The 25,532-nt window shown below is 68.2% G+C and carries 29 protein-coding genes; 22 read left to right on the top strand and 7 right to left on the bottom strand.

What is annotated here, in order from left to right:
• Window positions 1-307: 307 nt before the first annotated feature.
• From rpmE to ACFHYQ_RS11945, 18 genes are all read left to right on the top strand, one after another.
• Entirely contained in the window at window positions 308-529 is a 222-nt protein-coding gene (gene rpmE, locus ACFHYQ_RS12030) for a 50S ribosomal protein L31 (protein WP_204016238.1), read from the top strand.
• 137 nt (window positions 530-666) lie between these two features.
• Entirely contained in the window at window positions 667-1,722 is a 1,056-nt protein-coding gene (gene prfA, locus ACFHYQ_RS12025; protein WP_394301193.1) for a peptide chain release factor 1, read from the top strand.
• 112 nt (window positions 1,723-1,834) lie between these two features.
• Window positions 1,835-2,689, top strand: a complete 855-nt coding sequence (gene prmC / locus ACFHYQ_RS12020; RefSeq protein ID WP_394301192.1) for a peptide chain release factor N(5)-glutamine methyltransferase — start codon at window positions 1,835-1,837, stop codon at window positions 2,687-2,689.
• A 40-nt stretch (window positions 2,690-2,729) separates the two neighbouring features.
• Window positions 2,730-3,377, top strand: a complete 648-nt coding sequence (locus tag ACFHYQ_RS12015; RefSeq protein WP_394301191.1) for an L-threonylcarbamoyladenylate synthase — start codon at window positions 2,730-2,732, stop codon at window positions 3,375-3,377.
• Window positions 3,378-3,812: 435 nt separating this feature from the next.
• A complete protein-coding gene (locus ACFHYQ_RS12010; protein ID WP_394301190.1) occupies window positions 3,813-5,636 on the top strand; it encodes a hypothetical protein in 1,824 nt (607 codons plus the stop codon).
• Window positions 5,633-6,019: a hypothetical protein gene (locus ACFHYQ_RS12005; protein WP_204016243.1), complete on the top strand. Its 387-nt coding sequence runs from the start codon at window positions 5,633-5,635 to the stop codon at window positions 6,017-6,019. The genes ACFHYQ_RS12010 and ACFHYQ_RS12005 overlap by 4 nt, the downstream gene beginning before the upstream one ends.
• A 165-nt stretch (window positions 6,020-6,184) precedes the next feature.
• On the top strand, window positions 6,185-7,369 hold the full coding sequence (locus ACFHYQ_RS12000) for a glycosyltransferase family 4 protein (RefSeq protein ID WP_394301189.1): 1,185 nt from the start codon (window positions 6,185-6,187) through the stop codon (window positions 7,367-7,369).
• A gap of 164 nt (window positions 7,370-7,533) precedes the next feature.
• Complete coding sequence (locus ACFHYQ_RS11995; RefSeq protein ID WP_394301188.1) at window positions 7,534-7,956, top strand: Cg1360 family ATP-synthase-associated protein; 423 nt, start codon at window positions 7,534-7,536, stop codon at window positions 7,954-7,956.
• A gap of 60 nt (window positions 7,957-8,016) precedes the next feature.
• On the top strand, window positions 8,017-8,259 hold the full coding sequence (locus ACFHYQ_RS11990; protein ID WP_394301187.1) for a hypothetical protein: 243 nt from the start codon (window positions 8,017-8,019) through the stop codon (window positions 8,257-8,259).
• 134 nt (window positions 8,260-8,393) lie between these two features.
• Window positions 8,394-9,185 carry a F0F1 ATP synthase subunit A gene (gene atpB / locus ACFHYQ_RS11985; protein WP_394301186.1) on the top strand — a complete coding sequence of 264 codons (792 nt, stop codon included), beginning with the start codon at window positions 8,394-8,396 and terminating at the stop codon, window positions 9,183-9,185.
• Between the two features lie 67 nt (window positions 9,186-9,252).
• Window positions 9,253-9,474 (top strand): ATP synthase F0 subunit C, encoded by a 222-nt coding sequence (gene atpE, locus ACFHYQ_RS11980; protein ID WP_394301185.1) that lies wholly within the window; start codon window positions 9,253-9,255, stop codon window positions 9,472-9,474.
• Between the two features lie 29 nt (window positions 9,475-9,503).
• A complete protein-coding gene (locus ACFHYQ_RS11975; protein ID WP_394301184.1) occupies window positions 9,504-10,052 on the top strand; it encodes a F0F1 ATP synthase subunit B in 549 nt (182 codons plus the stop codon).
• Complete coding sequence (locus ACFHYQ_RS11970; protein WP_394301183.1) at window positions 10,052-10,861, top strand: F0F1 ATP synthase subunit delta; 810 nt, start codon at window positions 10,052-10,054, stop codon at window positions 10,859-10,861. The genes ACFHYQ_RS11975 and ACFHYQ_RS11970 overlap by 1 nt, the downstream gene beginning before the upstream one ends.
• A gap of 24 nt (window positions 10,862-10,885) precedes the next feature.
• A complete protein-coding gene (atpA, locus tag ACFHYQ_RS11965) occupies window positions 10,886-12,535 on the top strand; it encodes a F0F1 ATP synthase subunit alpha (RefSeq protein ID WP_394301182.1) in 1,650 nt (549 codons plus the stop codon).
• 3 nt (window positions 12,536-12,538) lie between these two features.
• Window positions 12,539-13,438 carry a F0F1 ATP synthase subunit gamma gene (locus ACFHYQ_RS11960; RefSeq protein WP_394301181.1) on the top strand — a complete coding sequence of 300 codons (900 nt, stop codon included), beginning with the start codon at window positions 12,539-12,541 and terminating at the stop codon, window positions 13,436-13,438.
• A gap of 1 nt (window position 13,439) precedes the next feature.
• Entirely contained in the window at window positions 13,440-14,867 is a 1,428-nt protein-coding gene (gene atpD, locus ACFHYQ_RS11955) for a F0F1 ATP synthase subunit beta (RefSeq protein ID WP_394301180.1), read from the top strand.
• 24 nt (window positions 14,868-14,891) lie between these two features.
• Window positions 14,892-15,293: a F0F1 ATP synthase subunit epsilon gene (locus tag ACFHYQ_RS11950; protein ID WP_394301179.1), complete on the top strand. Its 402-nt coding sequence runs from the start codon at window positions 14,892-14,894 to the stop codon at window positions 15,291-15,293.
• A 22-nt stretch (window positions 15,294-15,315) separates the two neighbouring features.
• The gene (locus ACFHYQ_RS11945) at window positions 15,316-15,720 is read left to right on the top strand and encodes a DUF2550 domain-containing protein (RefSeq protein ID WP_394301178.1); all 405 of its coding nucleotides are present in this window, start codon (window positions 15,316-15,318) and stop codon (window positions 15,718-15,720) included.
• Window positions 15,721-15,725: 5 nt separating this feature from the next.
• Here the strand turns inward: ACFHYQ_RS11945 and ACFHYQ_RS11940 are convergent, their stop codons facing one another.
• Entirely contained in the window at window positions 15,726-16,316 is a 591-nt protein-coding gene (locus ACFHYQ_RS11940) for a cob(I)yrinic acid a,c-diamide adenosyltransferase (RefSeq protein ID WP_204016256.1), read from the bottom strand.
• Window positions 16,317-16,424: 108 nt separating this feature from the next.
• Here ACFHYQ_RS11940 and ACFHYQ_RS11935 point away from each other — a divergent pair, with 108 nt between their 5' ends.
• The 4 genes from ACFHYQ_RS11935 to ACFHYQ_RS11920 are packed head-to-tail and all read left to right on the top strand — an operon-like array spanning window position 16,425 to window position 20,287.
• Complete coding sequence (locus tag ACFHYQ_RS11935) at window positions 16,425-17,303, top strand: ABC transporter ATP-binding protein (protein WP_394301177.1); 879 nt, start codon at window positions 16,425-16,427, stop codon at window positions 17,301-17,303.
• A 5-nt stretch (window positions 17,304-17,308) separates the two neighbouring features.
• Entirely contained in the window at window positions 17,309-18,415 is a 1,107-nt protein-coding gene (locus ACFHYQ_RS11930; protein WP_394301224.1) for an ABC transporter permease, read from the top strand.
• Window positions 18,416-18,449: 34 nt separating this feature from the next.
• Window positions 18,450-19,697 (top strand): sensor histidine kinase, encoded by a 1,248-nt coding sequence (locus ACFHYQ_RS11925; RefSeq protein WP_394301176.1) that lies wholly within the window; start codon window positions 18,450-18,452, stop codon window positions 19,695-19,697.
• On the top strand, window positions 19,694-20,287 hold the full coding sequence (locus tag ACFHYQ_RS11920; RefSeq protein WP_204016260.1) for a response regulator transcription factor: 594 nt from the start codon (window positions 19,694-19,696) through the stop codon (window positions 20,285-20,287). Before ACFHYQ_RS11925 ends, ACFHYQ_RS11920 begins: the two co-directional genes overlap by 4 nt.
• 82 nt (window positions 20,288-20,369) lie before the next feature.
• Here the strand turns inward: ACFHYQ_RS11920 and ACFHYQ_RS11915 are convergent, their stop codons facing one another.
• The 6 genes from ACFHYQ_RS11915 to nucS all read right to left on the bottom strand — a co-directional run bounded on the left by ACFHYQ_RS11915 (window position 20,370) and on the right by nucS (window position 25,507).
• Window positions 20,370-20,957, bottom strand: coding sequence for a TetR/AcrR family transcriptional regulator (locus tag ACFHYQ_RS11915; RefSeq protein WP_394301175.1), 588 nt, complete (start codon window positions 20,955-20,957; stop codon window positions 20,370-20,372).
• A gap of 167 nt (window positions 20,958-21,124) precedes the next feature.
• Window positions 21,125-21,745 carry a response regulator gene (locus ACFHYQ_RS11910; protein ID WP_394301174.1) on the bottom strand — a complete coding sequence of 207 codons (621 nt, stop codon included), beginning with the start codon at window positions 21,743-21,745 and terminating at the stop codon, window positions 21,125-21,127.
• A 7-nt stretch (window positions 21,746-21,752) separates the two neighbouring features.
• Window positions 21,753-23,006, bottom strand: a complete 1,254-nt coding sequence (locus ACFHYQ_RS11905) for a sensor histidine kinase (RefSeq protein WP_394301173.1) — start codon at window positions 23,004-23,006, stop codon at window positions 21,753-21,755.
• Window positions 22,964-23,812, bottom strand: a complete 849-nt coding sequence (locus ACFHYQ_RS11900) for an ABC transporter permease (RefSeq protein WP_394301172.1) — start codon at window positions 23,810-23,812, stop codon at window positions 22,964-22,966. The genes ACFHYQ_RS11905 and ACFHYQ_RS11900 overlap by 43 nt, the downstream gene beginning before the upstream one ends.
• 35 nt (window positions 23,813-23,847) lie before the next feature.
• Window positions 23,848-24,681: an ABC transporter ATP-binding protein gene (locus ACFHYQ_RS11895; RefSeq protein WP_394301171.1), complete on the bottom strand. Its 834-nt coding sequence runs from the start codon at window positions 24,679-24,681 to the stop codon at window positions 23,848-23,850.
• Between the two features lie 154 nt (window positions 24,682-24,835).
• Window positions 24,836-25,507, bottom strand: coding sequence for an endonuclease NucS (nucS, locus tag ACFHYQ_RS11890; RefSeq protein WP_394301170.1), 672 nt, complete (start codon window positions 25,505-25,507; stop codon window positions 24,836-24,838).
• Window positions 25,508-25,532: the final 25 nt, after the last annotated feature.

Raw genomic sequence — 25,532 nt, 5'->3', positions numbered from 1 at the left:
CCGTACGGGACGTTCGTCTGTTCGCGGGCCTCACAGCTGAACCGAAGTGCCGGATCGACTGCTTGTTTTGTCCTATTTATGTGTGGTTCCGGTAAAGATCGCCGTGGCTCTGTGGGCGGGTCTTGTCGCCAGGAATAAGTCCATGGCCTGGGCGGGTTGAAGGATCTGGCACACTGGTAGCCGAACCGCCGCGGTACCGGTTCCCGCACGCGCGCATACAAGGTGTGCCGATGCGCGCCAGCCGTACGGCGCAGCCATACGGGTAGAAGCGACCCGGCGACCGCACTCTAGCGTTAGGACTGAGGACATGAAGCCCGACATCCACCCGGAGTACGTGGCCACGCAGGTGACCTGCACCTGCGGGAACTCCTTCACCACCCGTAGCACGGCGAAGAACGGCGTCATCCACGCCGACGTCTGCTCGGCCTGCCACCCGTTCTACACGGGCAAGCAGAAGATCCTCGACACCGGTGGCCGGGTGGCCCGCTTCGAGGCGCGCTTCGGCAAGAAGGCCCAGACGGGCAAGTAGCTCATCCCCGGACGCCGGCTCGGGTGCGGCTCTCTGTCAACGAGAGGCCGCGTCCGGGTCGGCGTTCTTGGTGATCGGGGTTGGGGACACCCCGGCACCCGGCTGGATCCCGAGGATCGTGTGGAAAGGAGCGTGAGTTGAACCTCGACGAAATCATGGGTGAGTACGCGGACCTCGAACTGCGACTCGCCGACCCCGCTGTGCATGCCGACCAGGCCAGAGCGAGGACCTACGGCAAGCGCTACGCGGTGCTCACGCCCATCGTCACCACCTATCGGGAGCTGGAGGCCGTACGGCAGGACCTCGTCGCCGCCAAGGAGCTGGCGGCCGAGGACTCGGCCTTCGCGGAGGAGGCTGCCGAGCTGGAGGGCCGCATCCCGGGCCTGGAGGAGAAGCTGACGCACCTCCTCGTTCCCCGCGACCCGAACGACGACAAGGACATCCTCATGGAGATCAAGGCCGGTGAGGGTGGGCAGGAGTCCGCCCTGTTCGCCGGCGACCTCCTGCGGATGTACCTCAGGTACGCCGAGCGGGTCGGCTACAAGACCGAGATCATCGACGCCCAGCACTCCGACCTCGGCGGCTACAAGGACGTCACGGTCGCGATCAAGGGCAAGGAGGGCGTCTGGGCTCGGCTGAAGTTCGAGGGCGGCGTCCACCGCGTCCAGCGGGTGCCGGTGACCGAGTCCCAGGGGCGCATCCACACCTCCGCCGCCGGAGTCCTGGTCTACCCCGAAGCCGAGGAGGTCGACATCCAGATCGACCCGAACGACCTGCGGATCGACGTGTTCCGGTCCAGCGGCCCGGGCGGACAGAGCGTCAACACCACCGACTCGGCGGTTCGGATCACCCACATCCCGACCGGTGTGGTCGTCTCCTGCCAGAACGAGAAGAGCCAACTCCAGAACAAGGAGTCGGCCCTGCGCATCCTGCGTGCCCGGCTCCTCGCGGTCGCGCAGGAGGAGGCCGAGGCCGCCGCCATGGCCGAGCGCAAGTCCCAGGTGCGTACGGTCGACCGTTCCGAGCGGGTTCGTACATACAACTTCCCCGAGAACCGAATCTCGGATCATCGGGTCGGCTACAAGGCGTACAACCTCGACCAAGTTCTGGACGGCGATCTCGACACGGTGATACAGGCTTTGTTGGACGCGGAACTGGCGGAGAAGCTGGGGGATGCCACCGCCCCTTCGTGACTGATCCGAGCCGAAACATCAACCGAAGTCAGAATCCCGCAGAAGAACCCACAGAAGACAGAAGAAGCCCGAGAAAGTCCCCGAGCCACAAGAGACCGTGCCGTAAGAGACCATGACCCTCCTGCTCGATGAGATCGCCCTCGCGACCGCCCGGCTTGCCGAGGCGGGCGTGCCGTCCCCGCGCACGGACGCCGAAGAGATCGCGGCCTTCGTACACGGTGTGTCCCGAGGGCGGCTCCACCTGGTCAAGGACGCCGATTTCGACGCGCGGTTCTGGGAGGGCGTCGCCCGCAGGGAGGCCCGCGAGCCGCTGCAGCACATCACCGGCCGCGCCTACTTCCGCTATCTGTCGCTCGAGGTCGGGCCGGGGGTGTTCGTACCCCGCCCGGAGACCGAGGTCGTGGCGGGCTGGGCGATCGACCGGCTGCGTGAGATGGACGTGGCGTCGCCGATCGTCGTGGACCTCGGCACCGGATCCGGGGCGATCGCGCTGTCGATCGCACAGGAGGTCGCGCTCGCCCAGGTGCATGCTGTCGAGATCGATCCCTTGGCGTACGGCTGGGCGAAACGCAACATCCTCGAGCACGGCCAGGGCCGTACCACGCTCCATCCCGAGGATCTCGCCGACTGCCTCCCCGAGCTCGACGGGCGGGTGGATCTGGTGATCTCCAACCCGCCGTACATCCCGCCGGGCGCGGTCCCGCGCGACCCGGAGGTGCGCGACTACGACCCGACGCGCGCACTGTACGGCTCGGGCGAGGACGGCCTGGACGAGGTCAGAGCCGTTGAGCGTACGGCACGGCGGCTGCTGCGGCCGGGCGGGTTCGTGGCCGTCGAGCACGCCGACCAGCAGGGAAACTCGGTGTACTGGCTGTTCCCGGAGAAGAACGGCTGGCGTGACGTACGCCTCCGCCAGGATCTGACCGGCCGGGACCGCTTCGTCACCGCCCGCCTGGAACAGGACTGATCGGCCCTCCAGGAGAGGGCGTGGATGGAAGGATGGGGTTGTGAGCCGACGGTATGACTGCGTGGAAAAGGCCGGGCGGGCCGAGGGAGTCGCCGCTGCGAAGACGGCGGTGGGGAACGGGGACCTCGTGGTCATCCCCACCGACACCGTCTACGGCATCGGCTGTGACGCGTTCGTGCACGCGGCCGTGAACGACCTGCTCGAAGCCAAGGGCCGGGGCAGGGACATGCCGGTTCCCGTGCTCGTCGGCACCGTCAAGGCGGCAAACGCGCTGGTCGAGAGCCTCGGCATGTACGGCCAGGACCTCATGGACGCCTTCTGGCCGGGCCCGCTCACGCTGATCCTGCGCGCGAACAGGTCGCTGTCGTGGGATCTGGGCGACACCAAGGGCACGGTCGCGGTCCGCATGCCGTTGCACCAGATCGCCCTGGACCTGCTCAAGGAGACCGGCCCAATGGCCGTGTCGAGCGCCAACCGGTCGGGCATGCCGCCCGCGACCACGGTCGAGCAGGCCGAGGAGCAACTCGGCGACTCGGTGTCGGTCTACCTTGACGGCGGCCCGTGCGACGAGAACGTGCCCTCCACCATCGTGGATCTGACGACGGCCGTGCCCCGGGTGCTGCGCAAGGGCGCGATCCCGATCGAGAAGATCCGCCCCGTCGTGGGCTATCTCGCCACCGAAGACTAGAACGAGCCCGAAAAAGACCCACCCGTGATCTTGCAGTTTCTCGCAAGATGGCCACCTGACCTGCACCCACGGACTTTGTGACCTTGCAGTTTCTCGCAGCCATGTCCCTTGACCTGCGCATACGAGTGTCGTGATCTTGCAGTTTCTCGCAGTCAAGCCGCCCGGCCTACGTCTGTTCGTTAGTTGATCTCGAACGCGGCTCAACAGTGCAAGATCACGTTCTCTGTTTTCGCTGTTCAGCGGGCAGATGTGCGAGAAACTGCAAGATCACGAAATGAGAAGTGCCTGCTCCTGGCGCGAAGTGCGAGTATTCGCAAGATCACGGGGGGTGGGGGCGAGGGGGGTGGTTTATTCATGCCTTCTGGCTATCGGACTTCATTAACGCCGTCAGTCAGGCTACGGTGAAGTGCGCGGATATCTCTGTGGAGGCGCGCCTTGGCCAAGCTCGACGGAATGGATCCCAAGCTCGTACGCGAACTGCTGCGGGAGGTTCAGCAGGCTGGCAGGGAGATACAAGACGTCGAGGCCCGGGTCACGGGGGTGATGCGCCAGGCCGGAGTCGCGGCGCACGTGACGTACCGTCCGGCACAGGTCGCCGATGATTGCACGTCCATGGTCAAAGACGTGACCGGCCGGTTGGCACTGCTGGAGAAGAAAGAGAAGCAGCGCGGCGGGAGCGGCAAGCCGGCCGAGGACAAGGGCCAGAAGTTCTACCAGGAGCCCGACATCACCATGCCGGCGGATGATCCCAAGCCGGAGGATCATAAGTCGAACGGCGCCAAGCCGGATCACAAGCCGGAACTCAAGGGCGACCACAAGCCGGACCACAAGGCCGAAGCCAAATCGGACCACAAGGCGGATCACAAAGCCGACCACAAGGCGGATCCCAAGCCGGATCCCAAGGCTGACGACCACCGGGCGCATGACAAGGCCGCCACCGGAAACGGGGCCGGCACGCACAGTGCGGCCGATGACGCGAAGCCGGCGAAGGGCGGCGACAAGAATCCCCGCGTAGCCGAGGGCTCCCTGTCGCAACCCCCGCCAACTGCGGGCGAGACAGCACGCACCGGCCAGGCAACGGTCGAGCCCGTCGGTCAGCCCGCCGGACAACCCACTGGCCTGCCCACCGGGCAGCCCGCCACGCAGCCATCCGTTCTGCCGGCCGACCCACAGCAGGACGCGACCGGTAACTCGAGCGCGTACGGCACCGGCACGACCGATGCGACGAGTCCCGCCACCGGAGCCGGCACAGGAGCCGGTGTGGGTGACGACGGCACCAGTAATGCCATGGGCAATCCAGGAGGCGACGCGAGCGTGGCGGGCGGTACGGCGACCTGCCAGTGCGTCGGCATGTGCCGCTGCGGCATGGCGAACGGCACGGGCCCCGCCGCGATGACCGGAGCGGGGGGCGTGCACCCGGGCGGTGGTGGCGCCGACGCTGCTACGACGGGGGGCGTGGTCAATGCCTCCTATACCGGTGACGGCCAGGGCACGGCACATGCCCCAAGTGCGGGCACGGCCGGCGCGCCCGCCGCCGCCCCCAGCGCCAACCAGGTCCCCAACGTCAACCAGGTCCCTAACGCCACTGACGCCACGGTCGGGGGCGCACCTGGTACGGGCCATGTCGCGCAAGACGTGTCCGGAACTACCGGCGTCCCCGTCCGGGATGACTCCCAGATCTTCGACACTCTGGGAAAGGACCATCCCGACGATATCGACCAGACCGCGGGCCGCCAGGTGATGGTGGTGGACGGGGTCAAGGTCGTCAGCACGCCCATGAACATGCCCGGAGTCGCGGACACGCAGGGCGCGGGAGCGCAGCCGGCGAGCATGGTGACCGGTCCCCATCCCGACGGCCCGCCGGGTTTCGTCGAGCCGCTCGAACCCGCCCACTCCGGCTCCGGCCAGCACACGGGCTCCGGGCACGTCGGCGGCCCCCCCGTCGGGAATACGGGCTCCGCATCCACTGCCTCCGGGCACGCGGCATACGGAAACGCGATCTCCGGGAACTCCGGACACTCGGGGTCGGCGCCCGGTCATCCAGAGTTGGCGCCGGGAGACCCCATGGGCGACTACGTTGGTACGCCCGCTGACAACGTCACGGAGGATCCGTACGCCACGGGCGACGCGAGCTCGGTGCCGGGAACGCCCGAGAACCAGGACCGCCCGCTGGTGGTGGAGGTCCACCTGGCGACGCCGGATGACGCCGACAGGCCCGGCACGTCCGGCGACCGAGGCCAGAGGGAGGTTACGCTGTGACGTTCGCCGACCCGCCGGCGCCCACGCCACGTCAACCCGGTGAGCAGCCGCCCACCACGTCGACCAGCGACCTGCTCTCTCCGGGAGGTCAGCCGACGGGCTGGGTGTTCAACCCGGAGTACCAGAAGCTCGTCGACCTCTGGTTCCAGGTGCTCCCGCAGATGGATCGCCTCACCCGGTCGCTTGACAAGCCGTATGCGATGGCGCGCAGCAAGGACGTCTGGGATGCGCCGGTGTCCGGACGCTACGTCGAGGACCTGGCCGAATGGCGAAAGAGGCTGGCCATGTACCGCCAGGCCGTGCTCACCGCCATCAGCGATCAGGCGGCGGACACCCCGCGCTGGGTGCCCGGCGGTACGCGTGCGCCGCACGCGTTCTCCTGACACGCATCGCCTCTGTCGGCACGGGAGTTACCGCGGGTGCGCTAACGTCTGTGGAAGGGTAAAGGGGCTGACCGCGGCGCCTCCGGCATATCCCCGTGGTGAGTATGGCGGTCCGTGTCGCTTTCCCGGCACAACGTGTCCGCTTATGCAGGGAAACTGGGTTCCGTGAAGGAATATCTCCTCTTGGCGCTCGTCACGGCGGCGGTGACGTACCTGCTGGTGCCGCCGGTGAGGGCATTCGCACTGCGGATCGGCGCGGCGCCGGAGGTCCGGGAGCGGGACGTGCACAAGGTGCCGACACCCCGCCTCGGGGGACTCGCCATGTTCGGTGGCATGGCGGCCGGGCTGTTCATGGCCACGCAGCTCCCGCATGTCGGCGGCGCGATAAGCAGCGGGCAGACCGGCAACACCGTGATCGCGCTGCTCGCCGCCGGTGGCCTGATCGTGCTGACCGGCTTCCTCGACGACTGGCTGGGCATGGACGCCCTGGTCAAGTTCGGCGGCCAGGTCGCCTCGGGCGGCATCCTCGTCTACTTCGGGATGAACCTGCCGTTCCTGCCGCTTCCCCAGTCGTGGGGTGGTTCGACCGGGCTCGACGGCAACCTCCGCACCGTCCTCACGATCTTGATCGTGGTGGTCGTCATCAACGCGGTGAACTTCGTCGACGGGTTGGACGGTCTGGCGGCGGGGATCGTGGGAATAGCCGCGCTCGCGACATTCGCCTATTCGATCGTGCTGTCGCAGACGAGTAGCGGCTCGCGCATCAACGTGACGGCCGCGGTCACCGCCATCCTCATCGGGATGTGTCTGGGCTTCCTGCCGCACAACTTCAATCCGGCGAAGATTTTCATGGGCGACACCGGCGCGATGTTGCTCGGGCTCCTGCTCGCCACCTCGCTGGTAACCGTCACATCCTCGGTCGAACCCGTCGCCGGGATCAACAAGTTCCCGGTCATCCTGCCGCTGGTGCTGCCGATCGCGGTCATGGTCCTGCCGCTGGCCGACCTGATCATGGCGGTGGTCCGCCGGACGTCGGCGGGGCTCTCGCCGTTCCATCCCGACCGTGGCCACCTTCACCACCGCCTACTGGATCTGGGCCACTCGCAACGTCGCAGCGTACTGATCATGTACGCGTGGACGTTCCTGTTCGCGTTCACCATCGTCGGATTGTCGATCGGCGGGGTTCCGCTCATCCTGTTCCCGCTGACGATCCTGCTGGCCGTGGCCGTGCTGGTGCTGATGGCGCTGCCGAAGTTGCGGTCGCGGCAGGACGCCATGCGCTACCACCGGAGCGTCGGCGCGCACGCGGCCTCTCCCGCACGTCAACGGGACGTCACAACCCCCCGGTAACCCGACCGAACTGCCGGGACTCACATGGACTCGCTGGAACTCGGTAGAAACGGCAGGTAAAGGCGGCACTCCGGAGCTTGTGATAGCTTTCACTAGCAGGGGTTGCCCCACCGCATCCCGTGAGGTACCAAACGCTCGCTTGACATCCGACACATGGAGTTCCGATGCAGGCCAACGACGTGCGCGTTCTCAAGGGCGCCGCCGTGCCGACCCTCGCAGCGGGTCTCGTCGCCGCGATTGTCGCGGCGTTCGCCACCGGTGCGAAGGGTGCTTTGGGCGCCGGCATCGGTCTCGTCATGGTCGCCGCCTTCTTCACGGTCGGCCTGGCCGTGGTGACCTGGGCCGGGCGGGTCTCGCCCATGGCGATGATGACGGCCGCCGTGGTCGGCTACGTCGTCAAGGTGCTCGCGCTCATGGCCGTGTTGAACGCGTTCAAGACCACCACGGTCTTCGATCCGAAGGTCTTCGCGCTCAGCGTCATCCTGTGCACGCTCGTGTGGACCGTCGGCGAGATGCGCGGCTTCATGAAGCTGAAGATGCTGTACGTCGAACCCGATGCGGAAGTGCCCGGACGAGGGCGCGGATGATGGGGATCGCCGACCGCGTCCCCGGCCGGTGCTCGGGGCAGTCCGATATGACTAGTCCGCATGGCTCCTGCTATCGTCGTGCACGCGATGAGCGAACAGGAGCGCAGGCCCGAGAAGGACGGCCGCGACTTCGCCGACGCCGCCTGGTCTGTCCCGAACTATCTGCTCGCCGGGATCTTGGTGTGGGGCGGCATCGGCTGGTTGCTGAGCCACTTGACCGGCGTGCATGCGTTCATCCCCATAGGCGTCGTCCTCGGGGTCGTGCTCGCCGGCTACCTGGTCTATCTGAAGTACGGCCGCTGAGAGCAGGCCTACTTCCCACGCTCTTCCGTTGATCGATCCACTCTGAAGGGAACGCCCGTGCGCGAGCGTAGCGAACGGACGAACAAGCACACGCTTCGGGCATCGGGTCCCGAACAGGTATGCGAGGTGGTCCAGTGACCCCCCTGACGCTTCTGGCCGGGGATGAGTTCCAGGCGCCGGGGCCGTCGATCTTCGACTTCCCCCCGCTTTACGAGGGTGCGCCGGCCTGGCTGACCAAGCCGGTGATCATGGCCGTCGTGGGCGCCCTCCTGGTGTGCGCCCTGGCCTGGAGCGCCTTCGCCAAGCCGCAGCTCGTCCCGCGCGGGATGCAGAACATCGGCGAGAAGGGCTACGAGTTCGTCCGCGACCAGGTGGCCCGGCCGTTCCTGGGCAAGGACGCCGAGCGCTGGATGCCGCTGCTCCTGAGCTTGTTCTTCCTGATCCTGTTGTGGAACGTCTTCGGCGTCATCCCGCTGATCCAGATCCCGGTCGCTTCACACATCGCGTTCCCCGTGGTCTTCGCGGTGGTCATCTACGTGGTCAAGATCTATCTCGGGATCAAGCACCAGGGCCTCGGCGGCTACTTCAAGAACATGGCCTTCCCGCCCGGGCTGCCGAAGTGGATCTACTTTCTGCTGTCGCCGCTCGAGCTGGTGTCGAACCTGATCCTCGCGCCGTTCACGCACGCGGTCCGACTGTTCGCGAACATGTTCGCCGGCCACCTCATCCTGGCCTTCTTCAGCATGGTCGGTTTCTGGTTCCTCATCGAGAAGCTCACCCCGCTCGGCGCGGGCCTCGGTGTGGTCGGCGTCCTCATGACGATCGCGATGACCGGCCTCGAGATCTTCATCCAGTTCCTGCAGGCGTTCCTCTTCACGCTGCTGGCCGCCATGTACATCGGCGGTTCGCTCCACCCGGAGCACTGAGTCCCACCCCCGGCGTAGTCCAGACCGGTGAACACACTCACCGGCCGACCAGTAAAGGAATCAGATAATGAGCGTTCTCGCTGAAGTCGCCGGCAACGTTGGCGCCATCGGGTACGGCCTGGCCGCCGTCGGCCCCGGCATCGGCATCGGCATCATCTTCGGTCAGGGCGTGCAGGCCATCGCCCGCAACCCCGAGGCGTACGGCCTGATCCGGCAGAACATGCTGCTCGGCTTCGTTCTCACCGAGGCGCTGGCCCTCATCGGTCTTGTCGCGCCGTTCATCTACTGACGTACCCAGACTGACGGAAGGCTGCACTCATGACTCTGGCAGCTACGCTCCTGGCGGCGGAAGGGGCGGAGAACCCGCTCATCCCGCACGACTACGAACTGATCGTCGGCAGCTTCGCCTTCCTCGTCGTCTTCCTCGTCGTCGGCAAGATTCTGACCCCGCGCATCCAGAAGACTCTGGCCGAGCGGACCGAGGCGATCGAGGGCGGCATCAAGAAGGCCGAAGACCTTCAGGCCGAAGCCCAGCGCACCCTGGCCCAGTACCGTGACCAGCTCGCAGAGGCCCGTCAGGAGGCGGCGCGGCTGCGAGAGGAAGCACGAGAGCAGGGCGCGCAGATCAAGGCGGAACTCCGCGAGGAGGCCGAGGCCGAGGCCAGGCGGATCCTCGCCGCGGCGCGCACCCAGATCGAGGCCGAGCGGCAGCAGGCGCTGGCCCAGATCCAGGGTGAGATCGGCCGGCTGTCCACCGATCTCGCCGGCCGCATCGTCGGCGAGTCCCTCGAGGACGAGGCCCGCCAGCGCCGCATCATCGACCGGTTCCTCGACGAGCTCGAGGCCCGACCGGAAGCGGTTCACTGATGCGGGGTCTGAGCAGGAAAGCGCTGGCGGAGGTCGAGGAGCGGTTCAACGCCGTCGCGGCGACGGCCGACCTCGGCTCGCTGGCCGAACAACTGTTCGCCGTTGCCGATCTGCTCGACCGCGAGCACGGGCTGCGGCGCAACCTGTCCGACCCGGCCCGCCCGGCAGAGCAGAAGGCGGACGTCGTCCGTGCGCTGCTGGCGGGCAAGGTCGGCGACACCGCACTCGAGGTGACGGTCGCCGCCGTCCGGGCCAGGTGGTCCGGCGCCGGCGACCTCCCCGACACCCTTGAGCGCGTCGGCGTCATGGCGGCGGCCGCCGAGGCCGAGTCCGCCGGACGGATCGACGACGTCGAGGACGAGCTGTTCCGGTTCGGTCGGATCCTCGCGGCCAACCCGGAGTTGCGCCGCGCGCTCAGCGACCCGGCGATTCCGTCGGAGCGCAAGCGGGATCTGCTCGCCGCGCTGCTCGACGGCAAGGCCGCCCCGTCCACGCTGCGCCTGGTCACGCAGCTCGTCGTGCACCCGCGAGGACGTAGCCTGGAGACGTCCCTCGAGGAGTACGGCTGGATCGTGGCCCGCATCCGGGAACGGCTGGTCGGCGTCGTGCGCAGTGCCGTACCGCTCGGGGAAGAGCAGAAGCAGCGGCTCGCGGCCTGGCTGCGAGTCACCTACGGGCGAGAGGTCCACCTGAATGTCGAGGTGGACCCGAAGGTGCTCGGTGGATTCTCCGTGAAGATCGGAGACGACTACATCGACACCACGATCGCCGGACGCATCGAAGATGTCCGCCGCCGGTTGGCCGGCTAAGGCGAATAGGGAGACAGAGAAGAGATGGCGGAGCTTACGATCCGGCCGGATGAGATCCGGGACGCGCTTGAGCGCTTCGTCCAGGCGTACGAGCCGGAAGGCGCCGCGCGCGAGGAGATCGGGACCGTCGTCGACGCCGGCGACGGCATCGCCCATGTCTCCGGCCTGCCCTCGGCGATGGCGAACGAGCTGCTGGAGTTCGAGGGCGGCACGCGCGGCCTGGCACTGAACCTGGACGTCCGGGAGATCGGTGCGGTCATCCTGGGCGACTTCAGCAAGATCGAGGAAGGGCAGCAGGTCCGCCGTACCGGCGAGGTCCTGTCGGTCCCCGTGGGTGACGCCTTCCTCGGCCGCGTGGTCGACCCCCTGGGCAACCCGCTGGACGGCAAGGGTGCGATCGAGGCCGAGGCCCGCCGCGCCCTGGAACTGCAGGCGCCCTCGGTGGTCCAGCGCCAGCCCGTGAAGGAGCCGCTGCAGACCGGCCTCAAGGCGATCGACGCCATGACGCCGATCGGCCGCGGCCAGCGACAGCTGATCATCGGTGACCGCGGCACCGGCAAGACCGCGATCGCCGTGGACACGATCCTCAACCAGAAGGAGAACTGGCTCTCCGGCGACCCCAGCAAGCAGGTCCGCTGCGTCTACGTCGCCGTCGGCCAGAAGGGTTCGACGATCGCGCAGGTGCGCGGCCGCCTGGAGGAGGCGGGTGCGATGGAGTACACCACCATCGTCGCCGCCCCGGCCTCCGACCCGGCGGGCTACAAGTACATCGCCCCCTACACCGGTTCGGCCATCGGCCAGCACTGGATGTACCAGGGCAAGCACGTGCTGATCGTCTTCGACGACCTGACCAAGCAGGCGGACGCCTACCGCGCGGTCTCCCTGCTGCTGCGCCGCCCGCCGGGCCGTGAGGCCTTCCCGGGCGACGTGTTCTACCTGCACTCCCGGCTGCTGGAGCGCTGCGCCAAGCTGTCCAGTGAGATGGGCGGCGGCTCGATGACCGGACTGCCGGTCATCGAGACCAAGGGCAACGACGTGTCGGCGTTCATCCCGACCAACGTCATCTCCATCACCGACGGGCAGTGCTTCCTGGAGACGGACCTGTTCAACGCGGGTGTCCGCCCGGCCATCAACGTCGGTGTGTCCGTCTCCCGAGTGGGTGGCTCCGCCCAGATCAAGGCGATGAAGAAGGTCGCCGGCACGCTGCGTCTGGCGCTGTCGCAGTACCGCGACCTGGAGGCGTTCGCCGCCTTCGCCTCGGACCTGGACGCGGCCTCCCGCGCCCAGCTCGAGCGCGGCGCCCGCCTGGTGGAGCTGCTCAAGCAGTCGCAGTACAGCCCGTTCCCGGTCGAGAAGCAGGTCGTGTCGGTGTGGGCCGGCACCACCGGCGAGCTCGACGAGGTGCCGCTCGAGGACGTCCGCCGCTTCGAGGCCGAGTTCCTCGACTACCTGCAGAGCGGTCACAAGGGCATCTTCGACGCCATCCGGGAGACCAAGGACCTGCCCGACGACGCGATCGCCACGCTCAAGGACGCCATCACGGAGTTCAAGAAGGGCTTCACGACCTCCAGCGGCGAGCTGCTGGTCAAGGACATGCCCGTAGAGGCGCTGGAGGCCGGCGAGGTCGGCCAGGAGAAGGTCGTCAGGCACGTGCGCAAGACCGAGAAGAAGTAGCGCATGGGTGCCCAGCTGAGACTCCTGCGCCGGAGGATCAAGTCGGTCAAGTCGACCGCGAAGATCACCCGTGCGCAGGAGCTGATCGCCTCATCGCGCATCGTCAAGGCGCAGCAGCGGATGCAGGCGGCCGTGCCGTACGAGCGTGAGATCACGCAGGCGGTGTCGGCGGTCCTGTCGAACACGACGACCGTGGACCACCCGCTGATGGCGGCGAAGGAGCAGCCGGCCGCGGCCGGCGTGCTCATCGTCACCAGCGACCGTGGTTTCTGCGGCGGCTTCAACGCCAACGTCCTCCGTGAGGCCGAGGCCCTGAAGGGTCTGCTGACCGAGCGGGGCCTGGCGGCCAAGCCGTTCGTCGTGGGCCGCAAGGGCCTCACCTGGCACCGGTTCCGCGGCCGGGAGATGGCCGGGGAGTGGGACGGGTTCTCCGACAACCCGACCTATGCGCACGCCAAGGAGATCGCGGGCGCGCTGATCGGCTCATTCAAGGACGACAACGGAATCGACGAGATCCACATCGTCTACACCGAGTTCGTCTCGATGCTGACGCAGCAGGTCGTCGTCCGGCGGATCCTCCCGCTGGAGGTCGAGGAGACCGAGGAGACCGCCGAGGGCGCGATGCCGTACTACGAGTTCGAACCCACCGCCGGTGAGGTGCTGGACTCGCTGCTGCCGCGCTACATCGAGTCGCGCATCTACAACGCGCTGCTCCAGTCGGCCGCCTCCGAGCACGCCGCCCGGCGCCGGGCCATGAAGTCGGCCACCGACAACGCCAACGAGCTCATCGGGGTCTTCACCCGTCAGATGAACCAGGCACGCCAGGCCGAGATCACCCAGGAAATCAGCGAGATCGTCGGTGGCGCGAACGCGCTGGCTGACGCCGCAGCGGGGAAAGAGTGAAATGACCGCACAGACTGTTGAGACCAGCGTGGGCCGGGTCGCCCGCGTCACCGGTCCGGTCGTCGACGTGGAGTTCCCCGTCGAGGCCATGCCGGACATCTACCAGGCCCTCACCGTCGACGTCACGCTGGCCGGTGAGACCAAGACCCTGACCCTCGAGGTCGCCCAGCACCTCGGGGACAACATCGTCCGGGCCATCTCGATGCAGCCCACCGACGGCGTCGTCCGCGGCGCCGCCGTCGTCGACACCGGCGCGCCGATCTCGGTGCCGGTCGGCGACATCGTCAAGGGCCACGTGTGGAACGCCCTGGGCGAGCCGCTCGACACCGACAAGGCGTCGCTGCAGGTCAGCGAGACGTGGCCGATCCACCGGCCGTCCCCGGCGTTCGACCAGCTCGAGTCGCGCACCGAGATGCTGCCCACCGGCATCAAGGTCATCGACCTGCTCACGCCGTACGTGAAGGGTGGAAAGATCGGTCTGTTCGGCGGCGCGGGCGTCGGCAAGACCGTTCTGATCCAGGAGATGATCCGCCGTGTCGCGCTGAAGTTCTCGGGCACCTCGGTGTTCGCGGGCGTCGGCGAGCGCACCCGTGAGGGCAACGACCTGTGGCTGGAGATGGATGAGGCGGACGTCCTCAAGGACACCGCGCTCGTCTTCGGCCAGATGGACGAGCCGCCGGGCACCCGTCTGCGGGTGGCGCTGTCCGCTCTGACCATGGCGGAGTACTTCCGCGACGTGCAGAAGCAGGACGTGCTGCTGTTCATCGACAACATCTTCCGGTTCACCCAGGCGGGTTCCGAGGTGTCCACGCTGCTCGGCCGTATGCCGTCCGCCGTGGGTTACCAGCCGACCCTCGCCGACGAGATGGGTGTGCTCCAGGAGCGCATCACCTCGACCCGCGGTCACTCGATCACCTCGATGCAGGCGATCTACGTGCCCGCCGACGACATCACCGACCCGGCGCCGCACAACGCGTTCGCGCACCTCGACGCGCAGACCGTGCTGTCCCGGCCGATCTCGGAGAAGGGCATCTACCCCGCGGTGGACCCGCTCGACTCCTCGTCGCGGATCCTCGACCCGCAGATCATCGGTGAAGAGCACTACGCGGTGGCCCAGGAGACCAAGCGGATCCTGCAGAAGTACAAGGAACTGCAGGACATCATCGCGATCCTCGGCATCGACGAGCTCTCCGAGGAGGACAAGGTCACGGTCAACCGGGCCCGCCGGATCGAGCGGTTCCTCTCCCACCCGATGTACGCCGCCGAGGCGTTCACCGGCCAGCCGGGTGAGTTCGTACCGCTGGACGAGACCATCGCCTCCTTCAAGGGCCTGTGCGCCGGTGAGTACGACCACCTGCCCGAGCAGGCGTTCTTCATGGTCGGCGGCATCGAGCAGGCCATCGCTAAGGCGAAGGAACTCGAGCGCTAACAGCCGGCCCGGAGGGAGCTGAAAGTGGCGAAACTACGGGTTGGTTTCGTGTCGCCGGAGCGTGAGCTCTGGTCGGGCGAGGCCGACATGGTGATTGCCAAGACCGTGGAGGGCGAGATCGGTATCATGCCGAATCACGCGCCTGTCCTCGGTGTCCTCGTCGAGGGCGGCGTGGTGCGCATCAAGCGCGCCGACGATGGTGACATCGTGGCCGCCGTCCACGGCGGGTTCATCTCGATCGCGAACAACGACGTCTCGATCCTCGCGGAGGCGGCGGAGCTCGGTACCGAGGTCGACGTCGCGGCGGCCAAGGACGCGCTGCAGCGCGCCCAGGCCTCGATCGAGGCCGACCAGGAGGACGCCGACGCGAGGCTGGAGGCCAAGCGCGCGGCGGCCCGGCTGCGCGCGGCCGGCGAAGAGGTCTGATACAGCGAATGGGAGGGCGGCGATGACGGCGCTTGGGATTCTTCTCGGGATGCTCGTCGTGGCCGCCCTCCTGTTCGTACGTGCCTTCGCCCTGGCCCACAGCCGGGGCGCCATCATCTGCCGGGTACGCGTACGGGACGGGGACTGGAAAAACGGAGTGGCCCGCTATGTCGGGGGAGAGCTCCACTGGATCCCGTTCCTTGGACTGCGACTGAGGCCGCGCCGCGCGATCGCGAGGCGCGGCCTCACCGTTTCCGACCGCAGGAGGCTCGCCACGGGCGAGGGGCCGGCGGGCTACTGGGCGGTCGTCTGCTCCGACGGGGGCGGCCCGGTGTCCCTGGCGATGAGCGAGGACGCGCTGACCGGCTTCCTCGCCTGGCTCGAATCCGCCCCACCCAGCGCCTATTTGGATCTCGACGCCGCCTAGCCTCCCTAGCGGGTGCCGCCGGGTTTCCAGAGGATCTCGTCGCCGCCGGACACGATCCGGCAGAGGATGAACATGAGGTCCGACAGCCGGTTCAGGTACTTCGCGGTCAGCGGGTTCACGTCGTCGTGGGCCTCCATCGCGGCCCAGGCTCCCCGCTCGGCACGCCGTACGACCGTGCGGGCGACGTGCAGCAGGGCCGTGCCCGGCGTGCCACCGGGCAGGATGAAGCTGCGCAGCGGCTTCAACTGCGCGTTGAACCGGTCACACTGGGACTCGAGCCAGGTGATGTACGTCTCCTCGACGCGCAGCGGCGGGAACTCGGGATTTTCTACGACCGGGGTGCACAGGTCGGCGCCGACGTCGAACAGTTCGTTCTGCACACGCACCAGGACCTCGGCGACCTCGTCGCTGAACTCCTCGGTCGCCATGGCGGCGCCGATGAAGGCGTTGGCCTCCTCCACGTCCGCGTAGGCCGCCAGCCGGGCGTCGGTCTTGCGGGTGCGGCTCATGTCACCGAGCGCGGTCGTCCCGTCGTCGCCCGTCTTCGTGTAGATCTTCGACAGCACAACCGGCTTGTCCTTGTCAGCTCGTGTCATGGTCGTCAGCGTATCCAGTGGCCGTCCCGGGCGAGTTGACAGATGTCATCTGCAAGCGCTGATATCGGCGTCTTCTGGCCGCGGGCGGGCTGGCGGGATGATCGTCGCATGTTGCAGATAACGGGCCTGCGCAAGACATTCGGCGCGGCGAAACGGGCGCTCGACGGGGTGAGCTTCGCGGTACGGCAGGGCGAGATGTTCGGATTCGTCGGCGCGAACGGCGCGGGCAAGACCACGACGATGCGGATCGTGATGGGCGTCCTGCAGACCGACGAGGGGGAGGTCCGCTGGAAGGGCGGCCCACTGGATTTCACCGAGCGGCGGCGGTTCGGCTACATGCCCGAGGAACGCGGCCTCTACCAGAAGATGAAGGTGGCCGAGCAGATCGGCTACTTCGGACGGCTGCACGGGCTCTCCCCGGTGGGAGCCCGCAAGGCGGCCGACGAACTGATCGAGCGGCTCGGGCTCACCGAGCGCGTCGGCGACGCGGTCGAGGCGCTGTCGCTCGGCAACCAGCAGCGGGTGCAGCTCGCGGTGGCCCTGGTCCACGACCCCGACGTGCTCATCCTGGACGAGCCGTTCTCCGGGCTCGACCCGCTGGCCGTCGACGCCCTCGCCGAGGTGCTGCAGGAGCGTGCCCGCGGCGGCGTACCGGTGATCTTCTCCAGCCACCAGCTCGAGCTGGTGGAGCGGCTGTGCGACTCGGTGGGGATCATCTCGGGCGGCCGGATGGTCGCCTCCGGCACGGTCGACGAGCTGCGCGCCTCGGCCGGGCGGCGGCTGCGGGTCGTGGTCGCCGACGCCGAGCCCGACTGGGCGTACGGGCTGCCGGGCGAGACCAGCGTCGAGAACGGCCGTCAGGTGCTGATCACTGATGAGGGGGACGACCAGCACATCCTGCGTGCCGCCGTACAGGCGGGGCGGGTCGAGCACTTCGGCGTCGAGCAGCCGACGCTGACCGAGATCTTCAGGGGGGCCGTGGCGTGAACGGCATGCTGTTGGTGGCCGGACGTGAGATCCGGACACAGGTGCGGACCAAAGGGTTCTTCGTCGGGCTCGCCGTCACGGTGGTGCTGATCGTCGGGATCACGCTCGCGCCCAAGCTGCTCGGCGGACCGGACTCCTACACGGTCGGCCTGGTCGCCAGTCAGAAGCTGGACGTTCCGGGCAGCGGCGACGTCGAGCTCGAATGGCGGACCTACTCCGACGAGGCGGCCGCCAGGCGCGCGGTGCTCGACGGGGACGTGGACGCTGCCATGATCGGCGGGACCGCGGCGATCAGGGTGCTGTCCGACGGGGAGATCGACACCGAGCTCGGCCTGATGCTGCAGGCGGCCCACCGAGAGGCCCAGATCCAGGCGGCCGGAGTGCGGACCACGCCGCTGAGCATGGAGTCGATCGGCGTGGACACCCGCTATGAGGAGAGCCGCTCCCAGATGGCGTTCATGCTGGTGCTGATCCTGTTCATGCTGGTCGTCGGGACCCCCATGATGGTCGCGATGGGCGTGGTCGAGGAGAAGGGCAGCCGGATCGTCGAGATCCTGTTCACGTCGGTGCGGCCCTGGCAACTCCTCGGCGGCAAGGTCCTCGGCCTCGGGGTGGTGGGCCTGATCAACCTGGTCGTCGTCCTGGCGGCGGGACTGGCCGCCGCTTTCGCCTCGGGCCTGGCGGTCGACTTCCCGCCGGGGATGGCCGGCATCGTGGCCGGGATCGTCGTGTGGTTCGTGCTCGGCTACGCGTTCTTCGCCGCGGTCGCCGCCGCGCTGGCCTCGCTCGTCTCCCGGCAGGAGGAGGTCGCCAACGTGCTGACGCCGATGACCATGACGATGTTCGCGTCGTACGGCGTCGCCGCCTACGCGGCCAAGGAACCCACGAGCCTGGTGGCGACGATCGCGTCGTACGTCCCGCCGTTCTCGTCGATGGTGATGCCGGTCCGGGCCACGGCGGCGGCGACGCCGGCCTGGGAGATCCTGCTGTCGGGCGCTTTGATGACCGCGGCGGTGGCCGGGACGGTGCTCTTCGCCGCCCGGGTCTACGAGCGCGCCGTGCTCCGCACAGGGGCCAGAGTACGGCTTCGCGAGGTCGTCGGATCTCGATAAACTGAGCAAGATCCTCTAAAAGGCGGGCTGAGCGGTGGATGACGGGCTGAGGCGGGCGCGCAGAGTCGTCAGGTGGACGATGTACGTCTCGCTCACCCTTCCCTGGTTCTTCGTCGCCCTGGCGACGCCGGCGGCGCTTGAGGCCGGGACGACGACATGGTTCCGGACGCTGGCTGCGGGGGCCGGGCTGGTGGTGTTCAGCTGGCTCTACGTCCGCATCGTTCGCGCGGTCCTGGATTATGAGTACGCCCGGCGGGACGTCGTGGTGGCCGCTGCCGTCTCCCTGGCGGCTGCGCTCATCGGGGGTTCTCAGATGATGGGCTGGGGATTCGTGCCCATCTCGTGGCTTTCGGTGGCCGCGCTGGGGGTCTCCCGGAGGTCCGCGTTCCTGCTCGGCGCGGGCACGGCCGTCGTCGTGACCCCGCTGACCACAATCGCGACGCTGCGGGGTCATGACCCCACGGTGCCGACGGCCGATCTCGCCCAACCCGGCGTCATCGTGGGCGTCATCGTCAGCATCCTCGGCTATCACCTGGCGATGTGCTGCATCTTCCCCTGGACCAACCGGCTGTGGGTGTGGATCTGGCGCCTCGCCGAGGAGGCGCACGCCGGCCGGGAGGCGCAGGCGCGGCTGGCCGTGGCCGAGGAACGGCTGCGCTTCGCCCGTGATCTGCACGACCTCGTCGGTCACCAGCTCTCGGCCATCGCGGTGAAAAGCGAGGTCGCCGTCCGGCTGAGCGCCGCCGACGTGGTCGCCGCCAGGGAGGAGATGAGCGCCGTGCGGGGCCTGGCCCGTACGGCTCTGCGTGAACTTCGGGAGGCCGTCAGGGGTTATCGCAGGCTCGACCTCACGGCGGAACTGGGCGCGGTGCGCGGGGTGCTGGAGGCCGCCGGGGTGAGCTGCCACCTTCACCTGCCCTACCGCGAGATGTCGCGGGAGGTCGCCCCGGTGTTCGCCTGGGTGGTCCGCGAGGCGGTCACGAACGTGCTTCGGCACAGCTCGGCCTCCCGATGTGACATCGTCCTGCGGCATTCCGAAAAGGAGGCGGTGCTCGAGGTGCGCAACGACGGGGTCGCACCGGTCGCTTCCAGGGACGCGGACGGCGGCGGGAACGGCCTGGCCGGGCTGACCGAGCGCATGGCGGAGATCGGCGGGACGCTGACCGCGCAGCCGACCGGATCGGGGGAGTTCACACTGCGCGCGGTCGCCCCGATGCCGGTCGCGTCCGCCGGCGCAGTCGAACGTGCCAAGGGCGGCGAGCAGGTCGAGGTGACGACGTGATCCGGGTCCTGCTGGCCGACGACGAGCGGCTGATCCGGGTGGCGATCGCCACGCTCCTCGGGCTCGAACCGGACATCGAGGTCGTCGCACAGGTCGGGCGGGGGGACGAGGTCGCGCAGGCCGTACGGGAGCACGAACCGGACGTGATCGTGCTGGACGTCGAGATGCCGGGCATGAACGGGCTGTCCGTGGCGGAGAGCCTCCCCGGGCGGGCCATGCTGATCCTGACCAGCTTCGCCCGACCCGGATATCTGCGGCGCGCCCTCGCGGCCGGGGTGCGCGGCTTCATCCCCAAGGACGCGTCCGCCGACGAGCTGGCGACGGCGATCCGGAAGGTGCACGCGGGCAGTCGCTATCTCGACCCGGAGATGGCGGCGGCGGCCATGACGGCGGGGGAGTGCCCGCTGACCCAGCGCGAGCGCGACGCGCTCGCGCTGGCGGCCGAGGGCGCACCGATCGCCAGGATCGCCGCGACCCTGCACCTTTCCGAGGGCACCGTGCGCAACTATCTGTCCAACGCGATCAGCAAGCTGGGCGCGGGGAACCGGATCACCGCGATCCGCGCCGCCCGGGAGATGGGCTGGATCTGAGATTCTCCGACCGTTCGGGTCGCGGGAGCCGGCGCCCGGAGGAACCTCGGCAGGAGAGGGGGTTCGGGGCCGGGCCGTTTTCTCAGGTCTCCGGTTGGAGTGAGCGGTGGAAGATGTGGGTGGCCGTCTCGATCAGCCCGTCGACGGGGGGTGCCGGGTCGGCGAGCACCCACTCGATCAGTAACTCGGTGATCGCTCCCGTCAGGCCGAGCGAGAGCAGGTGCAGGTCCGGGGGCAGGGCGTGCGGCACGTCGCCCACCGCGTTCTGGATGACCTGGCTGAACCCTTTCACCGCGAGCTGCCGCGCGCTGCTGAGGACGTCGCCGGCGCGGCGTACCTCGAGGTGCATGAGTCGCGCCCGCCGTACGTCCATGGTGACGAACCGGATGTATTCCCCTACCCCCGCCAATATCCGGTCGTTCAGGGTGGGTGCCGCCTTCTCGACTGCCCGGCTCACCGCGTCCAGGGTCTCCTCGACGCAGCGCTCGTAGACCGCGCGCATCAGCTCGTCGCGATTGGTGAAGCACTCGTAGAAGGCACGGTTCGAGATGCGGGCCGTGGAGCAGAGCCGCTCGATGGTCGTGTCATGGAAACCCGGCTGAGCGAACAATGTGTACGCCGCCGTGATCAGCCTCTCCCTTCGATCGGCGAGCCTCTGCTCGGCTGTCATCCCCCGATAGTCACGCCCTGCCACTTGTTCACCTCGCCATGTCAGGACCCCCCAAACACATCATTATGACCCCAAGATCCTTTTTATGGAAGTATCGGCAAATCCGTACTTTCCAGTCATGCCAAAGACGCCGAAAGGGTTGACAGCGCGGTCAAGTTGACACTCTGCTACCGCAGCAGGCCTCGCTCGAGGGCGGTCGTGACGGCGGCGGTGCGGTCTGAAACACCCAGCTTGGTGAAGATCCGTAGCAGATGGGTCTTGACGGTGGTCTCGCTGATGAAGAGTGCCTTGCCGATGTCGGCGTTGGTCAGCCCCCGTGCGACGAGCGCCAGCACCTCCGTCTCGCGCTTGGACAGCGACCCCGTGACGGGGCTGCGCAGGTGGGTGACCAGCTTGGTGGCCACGGAGGGGGACAGCACGGTCTCGCCTCGCGCGGCCGAGGCGATGGCGGCCAGCAGGTCCGCCCGGGAGGTGTCCTTCAGCAGGTAGCCCGTCGCGCCCGCCTCGACGGCCCGCACGATGTCCTGGTCGGTCTCGTACGTCGTCAGCACGATGATGCGGCTCGCCGGCCGGTCGGCCAGGATCCGCCTGGTCGCCGCCACGCCGTCCCCGCCGGGCATCCTGAGGTCCATCAGGATCACGTCGGGCGTCAGTACGGCGGCGAAGGCCACCGCCTCGTCGCCGGACCCGGCCTCGCCGACGACGGTGACGTCCGGATCGGACTCCAGCATGCCCCGCAGACCCTCTCGTACGACGGGGTGGTCGTCCACGATCAGCAAACGAATCACGGCAAGATCACACTCCTGATTTGCGGTGCATGGTGACGGTGAGGGCGGCGCCCCGGCCGGGGGACGACTCGATGGCGAACGTGCCGCCTTCCTGCTCGACCCGGGTGCGCATCGACCGCAGGCCGAATCCCTGAGCGTCGTCGTCGGCGCGGAAGCCCACGCCGTTGTCGTGCACCGTCAGCGTCGCACCGGTCTCGCCATACCGCAGGGACACCGCGACCGACGAGGCCGACGCGTGCTTGCGCACGTTCGCCAGGCCTTCCTGGGCGGCCCTGATGAACACGACCTCGGTGCTCGGCGACAACGGAACGGAGGCGCCCTCGACCGTGAAGGAGGCGTTGATGCCCAGCTCCTCGCCGAGCCTCCCGGTGACCCGCCGCAGCGCCTCCTCCAGCGAGGACCCGTCGAGCGGCACGGGAGCGAGCTCCGCGATCAGGGCGCGGGCCTCGGCCAGATTCTCCCGGGCGGTCCGCACGGCCAGCGCCAGGTGACGTGACGGGTCCGCCTGGGCCTCGGCGGCCTGGATGAGCATGATGATGCTGGTGAAGCCCTGGGCGAGGGTGTCGTGGATCTCCCCGGCCAGCCGTGCGCGTTCGGCCAGGGCGCCGCGTTCGGCCGACAGCCGGGCCACCTCGATCCGGCTCGCCCTGAGCTCCTCGATCAGATGGGCGCGTTCCGCGCTCTGCTTGATGATCCGGACGATCCACGGGCCGAAGATCAGCGCGAACGTGGCGCCGATCGCCGCCGTCACCACGAAGATCGCCAACTCCGTCACGCTCGTCTCCCCCCGGACCGCGAACTGCACCCCGGGCGCGAAGTTGAGCAGGAGCACCGCGATGACCGCGGTGCGCAGACGCAGCATCATGAACGCCTGCGGGCAGAGGGCGAACAGCGTGAACGAAGCGGGCTGGGAGATGATCGAGGCCGGGACGAAGGCCAGGAGGATCAGCGCCCAGTAGAGGAGCCTGCGCCCGCTGTCGTCGTCGTCGCCCTCCCTGATCGCGGGACGGCCGAGCAGCAGATAGGCGATGGTGCACAGGAGCAGCAGCGTGATCGTGGTCGCCCTGGCCCAGGCCGGGACGTCGGAGTCCAGGATCACGGAGAAGATCGCCACGGCCAGGGCGACGGCGAAGAGCGCCTCCCACGCCCGCGAGGCCTCCCACGCGTGCGAGCCGGACGCTCCGGCGCCCGGCTCGCTGTCCGCCGTGCCGTACGGAGTCATCCGTCGCGGCGGCCCTTCCAGCGGAACGTCGTCAGGCACAGTACGAGACCTCCGATGAGCCAGGCGGCGAGGATCAAGGCTACGCGATCCAGTTCGTACGACTTCGTCAGCTCCAGGGCGGCCCCCGCATCGCCCAGGAACACCGACCGGAAGCCCTGGCACATCCACCTCAGCGGGAACACCGACGAGACATTGATCAACCATTCGGGCAGCTGGGTGAACGGGATGAAGACCCCCGAGATGAACTGCAGCACCACGAACGGCATGGTGATCACGGCGGCCGCGCTCTTGGCCGAGCGGGGCAGGCTGCTCACCGCGATGCCGAGCAGGGCGGCTCCCGACACGCCGAGCAGGAACACCCAGGAGAACGTCACCCAGCTCGACGCCTTCGACGGCAGGTCCAGATCGTACAGAAAGACGCCGATGGCGAGCAGGATCACGGTCTCGAGCAGCGCGATGACCAGCACGTTGAGCACCTTGCCGATGAAGTAGGCGGCACGTGGTATAGGCGTGCCCGCCAGCCGCTTCAGCGTGCCGTCATCGCGGTCACCGGCGATGCCGATGCCGAGGTTCTGGAAACCGGCGCCCATCACGCCGGCGCCGAGCAGACCCGCGGTGTAGAGCTGGGAGACCGTGATTCCGGTCCCCTCCATGCTGCCGGAGAAGATCGAGCCGAACAGCACGAGGAAGATGATCGGTAAGGACAACGTGAAGATGACGGCGTCCTTCTCCCGGAAGAACATCTTGTTCTCGATGGCGCCGCGGGCCAGGCCGAGTCTCAGGACGGACGGCAGCGGCCGGACGGCGGTCGCGCTACGGGTGGCGGCCGTGGTGGTTTCTGTCATGGGAGCCTCAGCAATCGGGACGGGAAGATTTCGGGTCAGTTGGCGGAGGGCTCGATGAGCCGCAGATAGATGTCCTCCAGCGTCGGGCGGGTGACGGTGAGGCCGGGGACCTCGCCGTCGAACCGCCGGGAGAGATCCAGCACGGTCCTGGTCGGGGTGTCGGTCTCCACCGAGCCGTCGGCCCAGGTCACCAGGGCCTTGGCGGCCTCCCGGCCGCCCAGCGTCGCGGGCGTTCCCTCGGCGACGATCCGGCCTCGCGCGACGACCGCGACCCGGTCGGCGAGCGCCTCGGCCTCGTCCAGATAGTGCGTGGTCAACACGATCGTCGTGCCGTCGTGCGCCAGGCCCTCGATCAGCTCCCAGAACTGCCGCCGCGCCTCCGGGTCGAAACCGGTGGTCGGCTCGTCGAGGAACAGCAGCTCGGGGGAGCCGATGATGCCGAGCGCGACGTCCACCCGCCTGCGCTGACCTCCGGACAGCTGGCGTACCCGCTTGCCGGCCTTCGCGGTGAGCCCGACCTTCTCGATGACCTCGTCCGGATCGCGCGGATTGGGGTAATAGCCGGCGAAATGCCGTACGGTCTCCCGGACGGTCAACTCGGCCGCGTCGTTGGCCGTCTGCAGGACGATGCCGACCCGCGACCGCCACTGCCTGGTCGGCCGGGCCGGGTCCACGCCGAGCACGCTGACCTCGCCGGTGTCGCGGGAGCGGTACCCCTCGAGGATCTCCACCGTCGTCGACTTGCCCGCGCCGTTCGGGCCGAGGATGGCGAACACCTCGCCCTGCCTGATGTCCAGGTCGAGGCCCGCGACCGCTTGGACGTCGCCGTACCGCTTCGTCAGGCCGCGCACTTCAATCGCGTTTGTCATGCCTCAAGCGTCCACGCCGTACGGCTCCCGCGACACCACCGGCGGAATGAACCTCGATGTCCTCCGACCGGTGGACAGCGCCCTCGGCCGTCCTCGGCCGTTTGACGTACGCCGAAACGCCCATCGAGGGCTTGGGTCGTGTCCCTGGAACGCCTTAGAACAGGGTGTCGGTGCGCTCGATGCCGCGCAGGGCGTCGTAGTCGAGGATGACGCAGTCGATACCCCGGTCGGCAGCCAGGACGCGGGCCTGTGGCCTGATCTCCTGGGCGGCGAAGATCCCCTTGACCGGGGCCAGGCGGGGATCGCGGTTGAGCAGCTCCAGATAGCGGGTCAACTGCTCAACGCCGTCAATTTCGCCACGTCGTTTGATTTCGACGGCGACGGTGCCGCCGAGTTCGTCGCGGCACAGGATGTCCACCGGACCGATCGCCGTCATGTACTCCCGGCGGATCAGCGTCCAGCCGTCGCCGAGTGTGGTGATGTGCTCGGCGAGGAGCTCCTGCAGATGCGCCTCGACGCCGTCCTTCCGCAGCCCGGGGTCGACGCCCAGCTCGTGGCTGTAGTCGTGCAGGACCTCCTCAATGGTCAGCACGAGCTTCTCGCCGGACTTGCTGTGCACGACAGACCACGTGAGCACGCCGTCGATGGTCTCCTCGCGGAGCTTGCAGGGCGGGCTCATCCAGTTGAGCGGCTTGTACGCCCGGTCGTCAGCATGCACACTGACCGATCCGTCCGCCTTTATCAGGATCAGTCGGGGCGCCATCGGTAGATGGGCCGTCAGCCTTCCCATGTAATCCACGCTGCACCGAGCGATGACCAGCCGCATGAGCGCCAACACTACCTGGGTTACG

Origin of the sequence: Sphaerimonospora cavernae (genome assembly GCF_042435035.1) — a bacterium.
In the GTDB taxonomy this organism is placed as follows: Bacteria; Actinomycetota; Actinomycetes; order Streptosporangiales; family Streptosporangiaceae; genus Sphaerimonospora; species Sphaerimonospora cavernae.
Note: the sequence above shows the minus strand (reverse complement) of the source record. Positions and strands in the feature narration are given on the sequence as shown.